This is a genomic window from Niallia yueguangensis, assembly GCF_052663115.1.
Genome location: NZ_JBQTCX010000033.1, coordinates 1 through 15,269 on the forward strand (window position 1 = coordinate 1; position 15,269 = coordinate 15,269).

Annotated in this window: 16 protein-coding genes; 14 read left to right on the plus strand and 2 right to left on the minus strand. The window is 33.9% G+C overall.

Going from position 1 to position 15,269, the window contains the following annotated elements; genetic code table 11:
* Window positions 1–102: 102 nt before the first annotated feature.
* Window positions 103–321, minus strand: coding sequence for a sigma factor G inhibitor Gin (locus ACTYA4_RS20580; protein WP_443483367.1), 219 nt, complete (start codon window positions 319–321; stop codon window positions 103–105).
* A 182-nt stretch (window positions 322–503) separates the two neighbouring features.
* Here ACTYA4_RS20580 and ACTYA4_RS20585 point away from each other — a divergent pair, with 182 nt between their 5' ends.
* The 9 genes from ACTYA4_RS20585 to rsmI all read left to right on the plus strand — a co-directional run bounded on the left by ACTYA4_RS20585 (window position 504) and on the right by rsmI (window position 7,636).
* Window positions 504–1,952, plus strand: coding sequence for an aminotransferase class I/II-fold pyridoxal phosphate-dependent enzyme (locus ACTYA4_RS20585; protein WP_443483368.1), 1,449 nt, complete (start codon window positions 504–506; stop codon window positions 1,950–1,952).
* 27 nt (window positions 1,953–1,979) lie between these two features.
* The gene (gene tmk / locus ACTYA4_RS20590) at window positions 1,980–2,606 is read left to right on the plus strand and encodes a dTMP kinase (protein WP_443483369.1); all 627 of its coding nucleotides are present in this window, start codon (window positions 1,980–1,982) and stop codon (window positions 2,604–2,606) included.
* A gap of 293 nt (window positions 2,607–2,899) precedes the next feature.
* Complete coding sequence (darA, locus tag ACTYA4_RS20595) at window positions 2,900–3,229, plus strand: cyclic di-AMP receptor DarA (RefSeq protein ID WP_443483370.1); 330 nt, start codon at window positions 2,900–2,902, stop codon at window positions 3,227–3,229.
* A 67-nt stretch (window positions 3,230–3,296) separates the two neighbouring features.
* Complete coding sequence (holB, locus tag ACTYA4_RS20600) at window positions 3,297–4,304, plus strand: DNA polymerase III subunit delta' (protein ID WP_443483371.1); 1,008 nt, start codon at window positions 3,297–3,299, stop codon at window positions 4,302–4,304.
* The gene (locus ACTYA4_RS20605) at window positions 4,297–5,124 is read left to right on the plus strand and encodes a PSP1 domain-containing protein (RefSeq protein ID WP_443483372.1); all 828 of its coding nucleotides are present in this window, start codon (window positions 4,297–4,299) and stop codon (window positions 5,122–5,124) included. The genes holB and ACTYA4_RS20605 overlap by 8 nt, the downstream gene beginning before the upstream one ends.
* Window positions 5,125–5,136: 12 nt before the next feature.
* Window positions 5,137–5,514 (plus strand): DNA replication initiation control protein YabA, encoded by a 378-nt coding sequence (yabA, locus tag ACTYA4_RS20610; protein WP_443483373.1) that lies wholly within the window; start codon window positions 5,137–5,139, stop codon window positions 5,512–5,514.
* Between the two features lie 260 nt (window positions 5,515–5,774).
* Window positions 5,775–6,518, plus strand: a complete 744-nt coding sequence (locus tag ACTYA4_RS20615; protein ID WP_443483374.1) for a tRNA1(Val) (adenine(37)-N6)-methyltransferase — start codon at window positions 5,775–5,777, stop codon at window positions 6,516–6,518.
* The gene (locus ACTYA4_RS20620; protein ID WP_443483375.1) at window positions 6,505–6,795 is read left to right on the plus strand and encodes a GIY-YIG nuclease family protein; all 291 of its coding nucleotides are present in this window, start codon (window positions 6,505–6,507) and stop codon (window positions 6,793–6,795) included. Before ACTYA4_RS20615 ends, ACTYA4_RS20620 begins: the two co-directional genes overlap by 14 nt.
* On the plus strand, window positions 6,770–7,636 hold the full coding sequence (gene rsmI / locus ACTYA4_RS20625) for a 16S rRNA (cytidine(1402)-2'-O)-methyltransferase (protein WP_443483376.1): 867 nt from the start codon (window positions 6,770–6,772) through the stop codon (window positions 7,634–7,636). Before ACTYA4_RS20620 ends, rsmI begins: the two co-directional genes overlap by 26 nt.
* Before the next feature lie 250 nt (window positions 7,637–7,886).
* On the opposite strand, the gene abrB is transcribed toward rsmI, so the two are convergent.
* Complete coding sequence (gene abrB / locus ACTYA4_RS20630) at window positions 7,887–8,171, minus strand: transition state genes transcriptional regulator AbrB (RefSeq protein WP_443483377.1); 285 nt, start codon at window positions 8,169–8,171, stop codon at window positions 7,887–7,889.
* 537 nt (window positions 8,172–8,708) lie between these two features.
* On the opposite strand from abrB, the gene metG reads away from it, so the two are divergent.
* The 5 genes from metG to rsmA all read left to right on the plus strand — a co-directional run bounded on the left by metG (window position 8,709) and on the right by rsmA (window position 15,169).
* Window positions 8,709–10,697 (plus strand): methionine--tRNA ligase, encoded by a 1,989-nt coding sequence (metG, locus tag ACTYA4_RS20635; protein WP_443483378.1) that lies wholly within the window; start codon window positions 8,709–8,711, stop codon window positions 10,695–10,697.
* Window positions 10,698–10,944: 247 nt separating this feature from the next.
* Window positions 10,945–11,712, plus strand: coding sequence for a TatD family hydrolase (locus ACTYA4_RS20640; protein ID WP_443483379.1), 768 nt, complete (start codon window positions 10,945–10,947; stop codon window positions 11,710–11,712).
* A 436-nt stretch (window positions 11,713–12,148) separates the two neighbouring features.
* Window positions 12,149–13,339 carry a resuscitation-promoting factor gene (locus tag ACTYA4_RS20645; protein ID WP_443483380.1) on the plus strand — a complete coding sequence of 397 codons (1,191 nt, stop codon included), beginning with the start codon at window positions 12,149–12,151 and terminating at the stop codon, window positions 13,337–13,339.
* Window positions 13,340–13,737: 398 nt separating this feature from the next.
* Window positions 13,738–14,298, plus strand: coding sequence for a ribonuclease M5 (gene rnmV / locus ACTYA4_RS20650; RefSeq protein ID WP_443483381.1), 561 nt, complete (start codon window positions 13,738–13,740; stop codon window positions 14,296–14,298).
* Window positions 14,291–15,169 carry a 16S rRNA (adenine(1518)-N(6)/adenine(1519)-N(6))-dimethyltransferase RsmA gene (gene rsmA / locus ACTYA4_RS20655; RefSeq protein WP_443483382.1) on the plus strand — a complete coding sequence of 293 codons (879 nt, stop codon included), beginning with the start codon at window positions 14,291–14,293 and terminating at the stop codon, window positions 15,167–15,169. The genes rnmV and rsmA overlap by 8 nt, the downstream gene beginning before the upstream one ends.
* Window positions 15,170–15,269: the final 100 nt, after the last annotated feature.

The following is a 15,269-nucleotide window of genomic DNA, read 5'->3' on the forward strand; positions in this document are numbered from 1 at the left end:
CATCTAATATTAATTAGATGTTTTTTTTGTAGATTAAACTTTTTAACGAATAAAAAGATATATTCCAAATAGTTGAATGGTATTTATAATATCGCTGTTCTTTTATGGACAGTTCTGAGCTTTTTTTAAGCGGTTAATGTAAAAAAGATAGTTTAAATCACTTGTTTTAGTATGAACTATCTCCTGTTCGCAATCAGAACAAATAAAGGTATGATATAAATGGATCCCCATTAATTTATGCTTCTCACAAATTAAACATTTTTCCTTAATCTGATGCAGCTGTGTTTTGTTTAAAGAGAAATTCAAAATCTCCACCTCCATATCACCATGTTATCCATATAAATCCATCTATATACAATATTCAGAAAATTACAAAACGAACTTTTTGATTCATCAAAAGAATAGAATAAAATTAAATAGATAAGAAAAAACATATCTTGATATGGTCAACTTGTTTCACATGGAACGAATGATAAAATATATAAAGTCACAAAGAAGAAAAGGTGAAAATTTTGCAAAAGGAAACGCCGTTATATACAAAACTAGCTCAATTTCAGCAAAAAATAAATATTTCTTTTCATGTACCTGGCCATAAAAATGGGATGCTCTTCCCTGCGTATAAAGAGTGGGGAGAGAATTTGTTGCATTATGATCTCACAGAACTTACTGGATTAGATGATCTTCATGCTCCGACTGAAATAATTTTACATGCTGAAAATTTATTGGCTCAATTATATAAAGTAAAAAGCAGCTATTTTTTAGTGAATGGATCAACAGTAGGAAATTTAGCCATGATCCTAGCTTCTGTTCAGGAAGGTGAAGGGGTATTTGTTCAACGGAATAGTCATAAATCGATTATGAATGGAATTCGCTTAGCTAAAGCCAAGCCTATTCTGCTAAGTCCAGAATACGACCCTGAATGGGGGATAGCAGCTACTTTATCTGTTGCTACTTTAAAAAAAGCAATAAAACTATATCCTCATATTAAAGTATTAATTATAACCTCTCCTAATTACTATGGAATGGTAGGGGAATTAGAGGAGATTATTCAATTAGCACAAGCGCATGAAATAGTGGTGCTCGTGGATGAAGCTCATGGTGCTCATTTTATTGGATCTTCTTATTTTCCAGCATCAGCAGTAGAGTTGGGAGCAGATATTGTTATACAATCTGCTCATAAAACATTGCCTGCTTTAACAATGGGAGCTTATTTACATTTTAATAGCAATAAGATCCAACAAATAAAGGTAGAGAATTATTTATCGATTCTCCAGTCTAGTAGCCCATCCTATCCAATTATGGCATCTTTGGATATAGCGAGAAGTTATATAGGGACATTTAAAGAAGAAGATGGAGAGTTTTTAATAAAAGAAATTGATGCATTTCGAGAAGAACTTAGTAAAATAGATCAAATAAAAGTGTTATCTTATAAAAAGGGTAAAGGGGACCCATTAAAAATTACAATTCAATCGGCTTGTTCTCTAAATGGATTTGAACTTCAAAAATTAATGGAAAGAGAAGGGGTCTATTCAGAGTTAGCGGATACAACTAATGTATTATTAATATTCCCTTTACTTAAAAAGGGAATGGAATACCCATTACAACAAGCTCTAAAAAAAATCAAAAAGGCATTACAACCAGTTGCAACTAATAGAAGGGGCATGGAAGGTAAAAGCCTGACTATAAATATAGAGCCCAATATAGTAGAATTAAAGCTTAATGAAGAAGAACAATTAAAACGAGAGAAAAAGCAGGTAAGTTTAGATGAGGCTTTACACTTTATAAGTGCAGAAACCGTTGTTCCATATCCACCAGGTATACCGTTGCTACTTCCTGGGGAAGAAATAACTTTAAATCATATTAATCATTTGAAAAAATTAATCGAAAACGGTGCAAAGTTTCAAGGAGAATCCTCCATCTATCATCGTAAAATTACTGTTTTTATAAGATAACTAAAGTGTAGTAGGAGGAAATATCTAATGGCAGAAGGGCTTTTTATTACAATGGAAGGACCAGAGGGAGCTGGAAAAACGACCATTTTAGAAATGTTAGAAGAATACTATATAAAAAAAGGCATAAAGGTAATAAAAACAAGAGAACCAGGCGGAATAAAAATTGCTGAAAAAATCAGAAGTGTAATATTAGATCCTGATCATACAGAAATGGATGCAAGAACAGAGGCTTTGTTATACGCAGCTGCTAGAAGGCAACATTTGATCGAAAAAGTAATTCCAGCGTTACAGGATGGATATATTGTTTTGTGTGATCGTTTTATTGATAGTTCTCTTGCTTATCAAGGACATGCAAGAGGGTTAGGTATTGATGAAGTATGGAAAATAAATGAATTTGCGATAAATGGATTAATGCCGCATGCGACTATTTATTTTGATTTAGATCCTAAGATAGGATTGGCTAGGATCAATAAAACAAAAGATAGAGAAATAAACCGTTTAGATTTAGAAAAGCTGGATTTTCATGAACGTGTTCAAGAAGGGTATTATCAAGTGATGGACAAATTTCCTAATAGAATCAAAAAGATAGATGCAGCTCAACCGCTGGAACAAGTTTTTCAACAAGCAGAAAGGATGATAAGCAAGCTGTTATAAGTTTAGGCTGTTTTCTAAAAGTAGACCTTTATTTTAATATTAGAATGGATATGCTTCGAGTTAGATAACTGTGTAGCGCAAGCAGCCAGCCCCTGTGAAAAATAACCGCGGTCTCTAAAAATAACAAACACTCTTTGAGCCAAGAGTATATTTTTCTTCGGAGCTGAGCAAGGCGCCTTCGCTTTTATTAATACAAGCTCCAAATTATCTATAATACATGTTTCTTCCATAATTTACTGATATAATAGAAGGAAGCTTTTTATTCGGAAAATATAAAATAAAGGATGGTAAAAATGAAATTAATTTTGACTGTTATTCAAGATAAAGATAGTAATAAGCTATTAAATGCCCTTGTTGAACATAATTTTAGAGCAACAAAACTAGCCAGTACTGGTGGATTTTTGAAATCAGGCAACACAACATTTATGATAGGTACGGAAGATATTCGCGTTGAAAAATGTATGGAAATTATTAAAGAAAACTGCCAATCACGAGATCAGCTAGTAGCACCTGTCTCTCCAATGGGTGGCAACGCAGACTCTTATGTTCCATATCCAGTTGAAGTAGAAGTAGGAGGGGCAACTGTTTTTGTACTGCCAGTGGAACAATTCAAACAATTTTAAGTCCATATTCAAACAGAAGGACAAAAAGGAATGTTAATTAATTTATATACGTAAGTGAGTGATTGTCTTGACAAGAACATGGGACCAACTAGAGCAGTCACAGCCCATTGTATTAAAAATGCTAAGAAACAGCTTAAAAAAGAACCGGCTTGCACATGCATACCTTTTTGAAGGAATGAAAGGAACAGGCAAAAAAGATATTAGCATACTACTAGCAAAAAGTGTTTTATGTGAGAACTTATTAGATAAATATGTTCCATGTGAAACATGTTCTAATTGCAAAAGAATAACTCATGGAAATCATCCAGATGTTCATATTTTAGAACCAGATGGATTATCTATAAAAAAGCATCAAATTCAAAGCTTGCAAGAGGAATTCTCTAAAATGGGAGTAGAATCAAAAAAGAAGCTTTATATTATTAGTCATGCAGATAAAATGACAACTAATGCAGCTAATAGCTTATTAAAGTTTTTAGAAGAACCAAATGCAGAAACAATGGCTATTTTATTAACAGAACAAATACAACAAATTATTCCAACTATCTTATCTAGATGCCAAATATTATCTTTTACTCCTTTGACTCCTTCCAAATTGGTAGATCAGCTTATTATTAATGGGATAAAAAACAATGATGCTCCAAAACTTGCCCAGCTTACCAATAATTACGAAGAGGCATTGCTTCTAAGTTCTGATGAATGGTTTGTACAAGCACAAAAAATAGTGGTAAAATTATATGAGACTCTTAAGGGAAATTCCTTAGAGGCATTAGTAGCTCTTCAACGGGATTGGTTTTTGCATTTTAAAGAAAAAGACCAATATGACAAAGGGCTAGATTTATTGTTGCTACTATATAAGGATTTATTATATATACAGCTTGGCAAGCACGATAAAATTGTTCATATAAACGAAAAGGAACTTTTAGAAGCTTCTGCTTTAAAGCTTTCTAATCAAAGTTTAACAGAACAAATATCAGCTATTTTTGAAGCAAAGCGTAAGCTGCAAGGTAATATGAATCCACAGTTATTGATGGAGCAGCTTGTGCTAAAGCTGCAGGAGGGATCTTCAGTTGTATGATGTTGTAGGAATCCGCTTTAAAAAAGCTGGAAAAATATATTATTTTGATCCGAATGATATAATCATTCAAAAAGAGGACTTTGTTATCGTGGAAACAGTTCGAGGAGTTGAGTATGGTAAAGTAGTTATTGCTCCAAAGAAGGTTGACGAAACGGATGTTGTATTACCTCTTAAAAAAGTATTAAGGATAGCGGATCAAAAAGACCAAATGATTGTAGATGAGAACAGAAGCGCAGCAAAAGAAGCATATGAAGTTTGCTGTGAAAAAGTTAGTCTTCATAATTTGGACATGAAGTTAGTAGATGTAGAATATACATTTGATCGAAATAAAGTAATCTTTTATTTTACAGCAGACGGCCGTGTAGATTTTCGCGAATTAGTAAAGGATTTAGCTGCAATTTTTAGAACGAGAATAGAATTACGGCAAATCGGTGTTCGAGACGAGGCAAAAATGCTAGGTGGAATTGGACCATGCGGTAGAATGCTTTGTTGTTCCACCTTTTTAGGAGATTTTGAACCAGTTTCAATAAAGATGGCAAAAGATCAAAATCTCTCATTAAATCCAACAAAAATTTCTGGTTTATGTGGTAGATTAATGTGTTGTCTAAAATATGAAAATGATGAATACGAATCTGCCAAAGAACAATTGCCAGACTTAGGAGAGTGGATTGAAACTCCTCAAGGAAAAGGAAAAGTAGTAGGGTTAAATATTTTAGAACGTTTACTCCAAGTGGAAATTTCTGAACAAGAACGAGTGCTTGAATATACATTGGAAGAAATACTGCAAGAAGATACTGTTTCAGTTCAATCCACAGATTAATGAGGTGGAAGAGTGGATAAAAAAGAAGTTTTTGATTCAGTAATTAATATGGAAAGCCAAATTGGGAATTTATATCAGCAATTAGGTGAGTTGAAGCAACATGTTGCAGAGCTGATTGAGGAGAACAACACATTAAAGCTGGAAAATGAGAATTTAAGAAGGCATCTAGAAAGACAAGCAAAGGTAAAAGACAAAAATAAAGAAACAAATAAAAAGATAAATTCAAAATCTAATAACCAAACAGAAGAAAAAAATATAGATGTAGGAGAAGGATATGACAACCTAGCCAGACTTTATCAAGAGGGTTTTCATATTTGTAATCTTCATTTCGGCAGTCCAAGAAAAGATGGAGATTGCTTGTTCTGTTTATCGTTTCTTAATAAAAAATAGCCCAATCTGCTGTCGGATATTTACTTTCGATTAAAGTGATTTTAGCAGAAACTTCAGGCTGATCGAAAACGTTTGTCTTTCGAGACGTGAAGCCTTGGGAGGAGCGGAGTTACCGTGTTTGGGTAATGAGCATCCGAGTAAGGCGAACAACGAAGAAAGCGAGCGTTTGTCGACAGCCTGGAACCTTCCTTACCGTAGGAAGGTTTTTTTTTACATGTTTTATGGTATATAAGATTTTTTAGATAGTGGAGGTTCATACAGTGGTTGAATTAATAGGAGATGAAAGGCTGGACTATTTATTAGCGGAAGAATTAAAAATTATTCAAAGTCCTTCTGTTTTTTCTTTTTCCCTTGATGCAGTTTTATTAGCGAACTTTGTTTCTGTTCCAATAAATAAAGGGAAATTAGTTGACCTTTGTAGTGGAAATGGTGTGATCCCATTATTTCTGTCGTTGCGAACAAAGGGAACAATAATAGGAGTGGAAATTCAAGAACGTCTTTATGATATGGCTAATCGAAGCATTATGTATAATAACCTACAAGAAAAAGTAAGTATGATTCATAAAGATATTAAAGAAGTTCCTGCAATTATAGGGTATGAAAAATATGATGTTGTTACATGTAATCCGCCTTATTTTCAAACAGATTCATCAGAAGAGATAAATGTAAATGAGCATTTTGCTATTGCTAGACATGAAATATTATGTACACTAGAGGATACGATTCGCATATCCAGTCAATTAGTCAAACAAGGTGGAAAAGTAGCTTTTGTGCATAGGCCAGGCAGGTTTCTTGATATTGTAACATTAATGAGACAATATCGATTAGAGCCAAAACGAATCCGATTTGTATATCCAAAAAAGGGGAAGGATGCAAATGTGCTTTTAGTAGAAGCAATAAAAGATGGGAAACCAGATTTAAAAATACTTCCGCCATTATTTGTATATGATGATGCAAACGAATATACAGAAGAAATGAGTCGAATCCTATATGGAAATAAGTAACCATTACTTTTATGTTCTTCAGTGTGGTGACGGGACATTTTATGCAGGGTATACAAATGATTTAGATAAAAGAGTCAATACACATAATAAAGGAAAAGGTGCTAAATATACGAGAGGACGTCTGCCCGTTACTTTAGTGTATTTTGAAGTTTTTTCTAATAAATCTGAAGCACAAAAAGCTGAATACCGTTTTAAACAGTTGGATAGGAAAAAGAAGGAACAGTATGTAAAAAAGGAAGCAGGTGAAGCATTTGTGGCAGCAAAAAAGCTATCATGAGAACACAGGGTGTTTATACTTAATACCAACGCCAATTGGAAATTTAGAAGATATGAGTTTTAGGGCTGTACGCTTATTAAAAGAAGCTGATCTTATAGCTGCAGAAGATACAAGAAATACAAAAAAATTATGTAATTATTTTGATATAACAACACCTATTGTAAGCTATCATGAGCATAATAAAGAAACAAGCGGCCGTAAAATAATACAAGCAATACAAGAAGGAAAAGTAGTGGCATTAGTAAGTGATGCAGGTATGCCTACTATTGCTGACCCGGGTTATGAGTTGGTAGTTGCAGCAGTAGAAGAAAAGTTGCCGGTTATACCATTGCCAGGTGCAAATGCAGCATTAACGGCATTGATTGCATCTGGATTGCCTACCCATCCATTTTTCTTTTATGGCTTCCTTAATAGACAGAAAAAAGAAAAGAAAAAAGAATTAACGTTTCTTAAGGAGATTCAAGGTACCATTTTATTATATGAATCCCCACATCGTTTAAAAGAAACTTTAATATTAATAAATGAAATATTAGGCAATAGAAAAATATCTCTCTGCCGAGAATTAACAAAAATGTATGAAGAATTTATAAGAGGATCAGTTCATGAAGTAATTGATTGGGCGGAAAAAGAAGAAATACGCGGAGAATTTTGTATTGTAATAGAAAAAGGAGAATGGCAAGAATCAGTAACGGATTGGTGGACTGATCTTACTGTAGTGGAGCATGTTGAACAGTATTTAAACGATGAAGGATGTACCGCAAAAGAAGCTATTAAAAAAACAGCTGTCGATAGAGGGATACAAAAGAGAGAAGTATATCAAGAGTATCATGTAAATGAATAAAAAAGAAAAGCGGAAGCGGCTTGTTCATCGTCGTACAGACTGAAGGGCTTTGACTGAGATAAAGGAAATACGAAGAGCGTTAGCGATTCGATGTTGGCTTATCGTAGGGAGAAGACCTTAAGTACGATAGGTGCTGGAGCTAGACACTCATCTAAGTTGAAAAACTTCTCTACTAAAGAAAAAAGTATGGAAATCCAGCAATACGCTATGTTTCCATACTTTTTTTATAAAAATTCAAATGATAGTGGAATTATTTAGATACTTCAAAAGAACTTTTGATTTCATTTAAAAGCTGTTCTGCACCTTCGCGGCTTAGAATTAATTTGCCACCAGCTAAAGTTAAGTTATCGTCTGAAACTTCACCAGTAACTTGGCAAGTCATATTAGGTTTATATTTTTTTAAGATGATTTTTTCATCATCAACATAGATTTCTAGTGCATCTTTTTCAGCAATTCCTAACGTACGTCTTAATTCGATTGGAATAACTACACGCCCCAATTCATCAACTTTACGAACAATACCTGTAGATTTCATTTCCTTTTCTCCTCCCAAATAAATAATATTTATCTTTTTTCGCTAATATTCGACAAATTTCTTTGTTTGGTTCTATAATACCAGCCATTCCCATAACCGTCAATTATTTTATTTTAGAAATTTTTGAGAATCGACAAATGTTTATATAGCAATGTTTTACGATAGGTGCATACCAGTATTTTCTATATCAAATGAGATGAAAAATAAAGATATAAAAGTATTTCATGTATTTTTTCGACAAATTTCTACAAAAAACAGTGAAAACGACATTTGTTCTTTTAGAAATATACAGTGAAGTTAGTAAGAGAAAAGGCATTAGTTAGTTGCAGAATAAATGAATTTTATGTATATTCTGATGGTGTAAATGAAAAAATGGCAATATTTAATAAATTTTTCTATAAAAAATAAAGAAATATTAAATTGGTGTTTTGGAATTTGAACAAGTATTGATACAATAAGAAGTACATAAACAATAGTTTATCGTTTACTATTTAAGTATTGTACATAATGTATAAGTTACTTTCAGGAGGGATAAAAATGAAAGATCAAAACAACACTTTCTATATAACAACCCCTATTTATTATCCGAGCGGAAATCTACATATTGGGCATGCATATACGACAGTAGCAGGGGATGCAATGGCCCGTTATAAACGTATGAGAGGTTTTGATGTTCGATATTTAACGGGAACAGATGAACATGGTCAGAAAATTCAACGTAAAGCAGAAGAAGCAAGTATCACTCCACAAGAATATGTGGATGAGATAGTGGCAGGTATTAAAAAGTTATGGGATAAGCTTGATATCTCGTATGATGATTTTATTCGTACTACTGAAAAGCGCCATACAGACGTTGTTAGTAAAATGTTTCAACAATTAGTGGACCAAGGAGATATTTATTTAGACGAATATCAAGGTTGGTATTCTGTATCAGATGAAACATATTATACAGAATTACAGTTAGTTGATCCGATATATGATGATGCTGGTAAAATTATTGGTGGTAAAAGTCCTGATAGTGGCCATCCTGTTGAATTGGTTAAAGAAGAATCTTACTTTTTCAGAATGAGCAAATATGCAGATCGTTTATTAGAGTTCTATGAACAAAATCCTGAATTCATTCAACCAGAATCCCGTAAAAATGAAATGATTAATAATTTTATTAAACCAGGTTTAGAAGATCTTGCTGTATCAAGAACAACATTTAATTGGGGAATAAAAGTGCCAGGAGATCCAAAACATGTTGTATACGTTTGGATTGATGCGTTGTCTAATTATATCACAGCATTAGGTTATGGTACAGAAGATGAGTCTAAATATTCTAAATATTGGCCTGCGAATGTTCATTTAGTTGGAAAAGAAATTGTACGTTTTCATACCATCTATTGGCCGATTATGTTAATGGCTTTAGATCTTCCACTGCCGAAAAAGGTATTTGCGCATGGTTGGATTTTAATGAAAGACGGAAAAATGTCGAAATCAAAAGGGAATGTTGTAAATCCTGTAACACTTATCGACAGATATGGTTTAGATGCTTTACGATATTACTTATTGAGAGAAGTGCCATTTGGAGCGGATGGTGTGTTTACACCAGAAGGATTTGTGGAAAGAGTAAATTTTGATTTAGCTAATGATTTAGGAAATTTACTAAACCGAACAGTGGCAATGATTAATAAGTACTTTGATGGAGTTATTCCAGAATATAAAGGTTCAAAAGGAAACTTTGAACAGTCACTTGTAAAAGCCCATGAGGAAACTTTGCAGAAATATGAAGAACATATGGAGAATATGGAATTTTCTGTTGTGCTCACGAATCTATGGCAATTGGTGAGTAGAAATAACAAATACATTGATGAAACACAACCATGGGTGTTGGCAAAAGAAGGAAAACAAGAACAGTTAGCGGATGTAATGACTCATTTGGCTGAATCTTTAAGAAGGATTGCGATTCTGTTAAAACCATTTTTAACAAGAACGCCTGATAAAATATTCCAACAGTTGAATATCCAAGATGATTCTTTAAAATCTTGGGAAAGTTTAGGCGTATTTGGATGCATTCCAACGGCAACAAAGGTCGAAAAGGGCGAACCTATCTTCCCACGTTTAGACATGGAAGAAGAAGTGGAATTTATTAAAGTAGAAATGCAAGGTCCTGCCAAAGAAGAGGAAAAAGCTCCAAACGTGCAAGAAGTCCCTGAAACAGAGGAAATAACAATTGATGACTTCATGAAAGTAGACTTGCGAGTAGCAAAAGTATTACAGGTTGAACCAGTGAAAAAAGCAGATAAATTGTTAAAGCTGCAACTGGATTTAGGCTATGAGCAAAGACAAGTAGTTTCTGGCATTGCTCAATATTATAAGCCAGAAGAATTGGTTGGAAAACGAGTTATATGTGTAACGAATTTAAAACCAGTTAAATTAAGAGGCGAACTATCACAAGGAATGATTCTTGCAGGGAGTCAGGATGGAATTCTTTCTGTCGCTTCTGTAGATGAGTCATTGCCACTTGGTGCTAAAGTGAAATAAATTTTAATATAAAAAGAAGGCTTTGTTAAACGATAAGTTGTTAATTAGGAGGGAGTGGATTCCATAACCTTTTGAAAACCAACAAGGGAATTTAACAGAGCCTAAAAGAAAAACATAGAAGTATCCAGACATTCATTCGTTATGGAACATTTCTATGTTTTTCTTCAAATTAGGTGGTTGTAGTGGTTAATTGCGAAATTTTTGTATAGGAATAAAAAATAATATTTGGAACAGAGGAGACTTTTTAATGTTATTTGATACGCATACACATTTAAATGCAGAGCAATTTACAGAAGATTTAGAAGAAACTATTCAACGTGCTATTGATGCAGGGATGGAAAAAATGATTGTTGTTGGATTTGATCGACCGACAATTGAAAAAGCAATGGAACTGATAGAGAAATATTCTTTTCTTTATGCAAGTGTAGGCTGGCATCCAGTTGATGCAATTGACATGACGGAAGAGGATTTACTATGGATAGAGGAGTTGGCAAACCATCCTAAAGTGGTTGCTATAGGAGAAATGGGATTAGATTATCACTGGGATAAATCCCCGAAAAATATTCAAAAAGAAGTGTTTAGAAAACAAATAAGGTTGGCGAAGAAAGTGAATTTGCCGATTATTATTCATAATCGAGAAGCAACGGCAGATATAGTGGATATATTAAAAGAAGAGGATGCAAAAGAAGTTGGAGGAATTATGCATTGTTTTGGTGGAAGTGTAGAAACAGCACAAGCGTGTATTGATATGAATTTCTATATTTCACTTGGAGGAACGGTAACATTTAAAAATGCAAAAAAACCAAAGGAAGTAGCAGCAGCTATTCCATTAGAAAAACTTTTAATCGAAACGGATTGTCCGTATCTTGCTCCAACCCCGTTTAGAGGCAAACGAAATGAACCTAGCTATGTTAAATTTGTTGCAGAAGAAATTGCAGCAATAAAAGGAATTTCTTTCGAGGAAGTAGCAGCAGCAACTACAGAAAATGCAAAAAAATTATTCGGCATAAATTGATAAGCAATGATGTCGAATAAGGGAAATGCTTGTCTTTTTTTAATTAGTTCTACAACCTTTTCTTTTCTCATAGTGCGTGTTCAAAAAGAAGGACAAAAGAGCTGAGAATTTTAAGGAAGTGCAAGCTTAGAAGCATCGTAATTCCACAGGATGTGATGACTTCAATGGGGTAAGTATTTTTAGTTGAAGATTTACTATAATACTTGAAGAGCGTAAAGAAAAGCTGACACAGAAATTCGACAGCTTTTTTTTTTCGAACATTTTTGGACAACTTCGCATAGAATGATTGTGTCGAGAAATCTTTCTTTCTTTTTGTGAAGATATTTTGCATAATAGGAGGTACGGTCAAAGAAAGTATATGGGGTTGACAGCAGGCAGGATACTCTATATAATCACTCCGAGAGAAAAGGAGGCGTTTTTCATCGTAATTAAAAACATGAAAAACCTGTTTTCCACATATTTGAGTAGGAAAAAATGGGCCATTATTATTGCTAGCTTCATAGTTTTTGCAAGTGCATTCGGCTTTCTTATATACGAGACTTCAAAAAAAACTGTGTCGCTAACTTTAAATGGTGAAGAAAAGGTCATCCGAACTCATTCATCCACTGTAAAAGAAATATTTGATGATGATCTAAAAATTACAGTCCACTCAAAAGACTATGTGTTTCCTTCGTTAGAAACAAAGGTAAAAGACGATGATAAAGTTGTATGGAAACAAGCAAAACAGGTTGAATTGAAAATAGACAACGAGAAGAAAACGGTTTGGACAACAGCTGAAAATGTTGAAGAGTTTTTAAAAGAACAAAAAATTTCTTTGAACAAATATGATCAGATTAATCAAAAAGGGAAAACCAGCATAGAAAATAACATGGAGATTGTTGTACATACAGCATATCCAATTATACTAGTAGATGCAGGAAAGAAAAAACAACTATGGTCCACTTCGACTACGGTCGCTGACTTTTTAAAACAACAAGGAATTTCACTTACAAAATTAGACCAAGTTGAACCAAATCTAAATGAAAAAGTGAAAGAAAAAACTGTTGTAAATATTACTCGCATAGAAAAGGTCACCGATGTAGTGGAACAACCAATTCATTATGCTGTTGTTACTCAAAAAGATGATAGCTTGAAAAATGGTACTGAAAAAGTACTTAAAGAAGGTAAAGAAGGATTAGCATCAAAAAAATTTGAGATAACATTAAAAAACGGCAAAGAAGTTTCTCGAAAACTGCTCAGTCAAAAAATCATTAAAGAAAAACAGGATAAAATTATTGCAGTAGGAACAAAACCAGAAGTTTTACAAGTTGCGTCCCGAGGTGCAAGTGAAGCAGCAGGAACAGAAATGTATGTAAACGCAACTGCTTATACAGCAAGCTGCAATGGCTGTTCTGGGTATACTGCTACTGGTATAAATTTAAAAGCAAATCCAAATGCAAAAATAATTGCTGTCGATCCAGATTATATTCCATTAGGTACAAAAGTATATGTTGAAGGCTATGGCTACGCAGTAGCTGCTGATACAGGCTCCGCTATACAAGGAAAGAAAATCGACGTATTTTTCGCAACGACAGCAGAAGCATATCGTTGGGGTTCAAGAACAGTAAAAATAAAAATAATTAATTAAAGTTTCATTTGGTAAGAAAATATAAAATTTTCAACTTAGACGAGTGTCTAACCGACGTATAGGATGTACATGTGCCGATGTTGCGACAGGCTCGAAGGATGCGAGTCAATCGACGTTGCCACAGGACGTGGCGTACTTAGTCGATTTACCTTTTTTGCGTACTTACTCGCTCAGCTCAGTCCGTACGGCGATGAACAAGGCGCTTGTGCTTATTAACAGAGAATCTATCGCATTCTCTGTTTTTTTTTGTTGAAGAATGTATTTTGTTGAAAATAATCATTTAAGCTATAATGAATGTTATAATCTACGTGCGAATTATCTTTCTGTATATATAGACGTTTCATGTTACAAAAATGTTTCATTTTTTTTTCAAATATTTATTTTTTTTTGGAGGTTCCATGAAGATAAAAGAAATAATAGTAGTGGAAGGCAGAGATGATACAATTGCCATTAAACGAGCAGTTGATGCAGATACAATTGAAACAAATGGTTCAGCCATCAATAAAGAAACCATTGAAAAAATAAAATTAGCCCAAACAACGAGAGGGGTTATTATATTTACAGACCCTGATTATCCTGGACAAAAAATACGCAACACAATTGTTAAACATGTTCCCGGATGCAAGCATGCTTTTATTGCAAAGGAAAAGGCGTTGCAAAAGCATGGAAAAGGGGTTGGAGTGGAGCATGCATCTATAGAAACGATTAGAGACGCTTTAAAAGATGCTCATTTAATGAGTGAAACCGTAATGGAACAAATTACACAAGAAGATTTAATATGTGCGCAGCTTATCGGTGGAGAAGGTTCAAAGGAACGACGTGAGCAATTAGGGAAAATATTGAAAATAGGCTATACAAATGGAAAACAGCTGCATAAAAGGTTGATGATGTTTCAAATTACAAAACAAGCTTTTGCAGAGGCTTTAATAGTAATGCGCCAGGAGGAAAACGATGGATAAAGATATTGCAACACCTGTTAGAACGAAAGCAATACTAGAGAAATATGGATTCTCTTTTAAAAAAAGTTTAGGGCAAAACTTTTTAATTGATACGAATATATTAAGAAATATTGTAGACCATGCTATGCTTTCTGAGGAGTCTGGAGCTATCGAGGTTGGTCCAGGAATTGGAGCTTTAACAGAGCAATTGGCGAAGCGCAGCAAAAAGGTTGTAGCTTTTGAAATAGATCAACGATTATTACCGATATTAAGTGAAACGCTATCGCCGTATCAAAATACGAAAGTGATTCATGAAGATATTTTAAAAGCAAATGTAAAAGAAGTGATAGACGCAGAATTCCAAGGCATTGAAGATATCATGTTAGTGGCAAACTTGCCATATTACGTAACTACTCCCATTATCATGAAAATATTAGAAGAAAAACTTCCGCTTCGAGGAATTGTCGTGATGCTTCAAAAAGAAGTGGCAGAAAGAATATCAGCAAAACCAGGGACAAAGGAATATGGCTCTTTGTCGATAGCGATACAATATTACACCGTACCTGAAGTAGTTATGATTGTGCCTAAAACAGTATTTGTACCGCAGCCAAATGTAGACTCTGCTGTAATAAAGCTCACAAGAAGGGATACTCCGTTAGTTTCCGTTAAAGATGAGGATTTCTTCTTTCGGGTAACAAGAGCAAGTTTTGCACAGCGCAGAAAGACAATATTAAATAATTTATCCAGTCAGCTTGAGAATGGCAAACAAAAAAAAGAATGCATAATAGAGGCGTTGCAGCAAGCTGATATTGCCTCTTCTAGAAGAGGAGAATCGTTATCCATAGAAGAGTTCGCAAAGTTAAGTGACGCTTTATATGAGACATTTAAATAAGCAGAGACTAAAAAACACAGGGAAATTAATGTTTCTTGTGTTTTTTTGTTGATTTTCACGTTTTTTCTTTTATTTATACAACAACTCAATAAAACAGAAG

Excerpts from the sequence above, each read along its gene's own strand:
- ACTYA4_RS20640 (WP_443483379.1), top strand. The coding sequence starts at position 10,945 with ATGTTATTTGATACGCATACACATTTAAATGCAGAGCAATTTACAGAA.
- tmk (WP_443483369.1), top strand. The coding sequence starts at position 1,980 with ATGGCAGAAGGGCTTTTTATTACAATGGAAGGACCAGAGGGAGCTGGA.
- ACTYA4_RS20645 (WP_443483380.1), top strand. The coding sequence starts at position 12,149 with ATGAAAAACCTGTTTTCCACATATTTGAGTAGGAAAAAATGGGCCATT.
- ACTYA4_RS20580 (WP_443483367.1), bottom strand. The coding sequence starts at position 321 with ATGGAGGTGGAGATTTTGAATTTCTCTTTAAACAAAACACAGCTGCAT.
- abrB (WP_443483377.1), bottom strand. The coding sequence starts at position 8,171 with ATGAAATCTACAGGTATTGTTCGTAAAGTTGATGAATTGGGGCGTGTA.
- darA (WP_443483370.1), top strand. The coding sequence starts at position 2,900 with ATGAAATTAATTTTGACTGTTATTCAAGATAAAGATAGTAATAAGCTA.
- ACTYA4_RS20620 (WP_443483375.1), top strand. The coding sequence starts at position 6,505 with ATGGAAATAAGTAACCATTACTTTTATGTTCTTCAGTGTGGTGACGGG.
- rsmA (WP_443483382.1), top strand. The coding sequence starts at position 14,291 with ATGGATAAAGATATTGCAACACCTGTTAGAACGAAAGCAATACTAGAG.
- metG (WP_443483378.1), top strand. The coding sequence starts at position 8,709 with ATGAAAGATCAAAACAACACTTTCTATATAACAACCCCTATTTATTAT.
- rnmV (WP_443483381.1), top strand. The coding sequence starts at position 13,738 with ATGAAGATAAAAGAAATAATAGTAGTGGAAGGCAGAGATGATACAATT.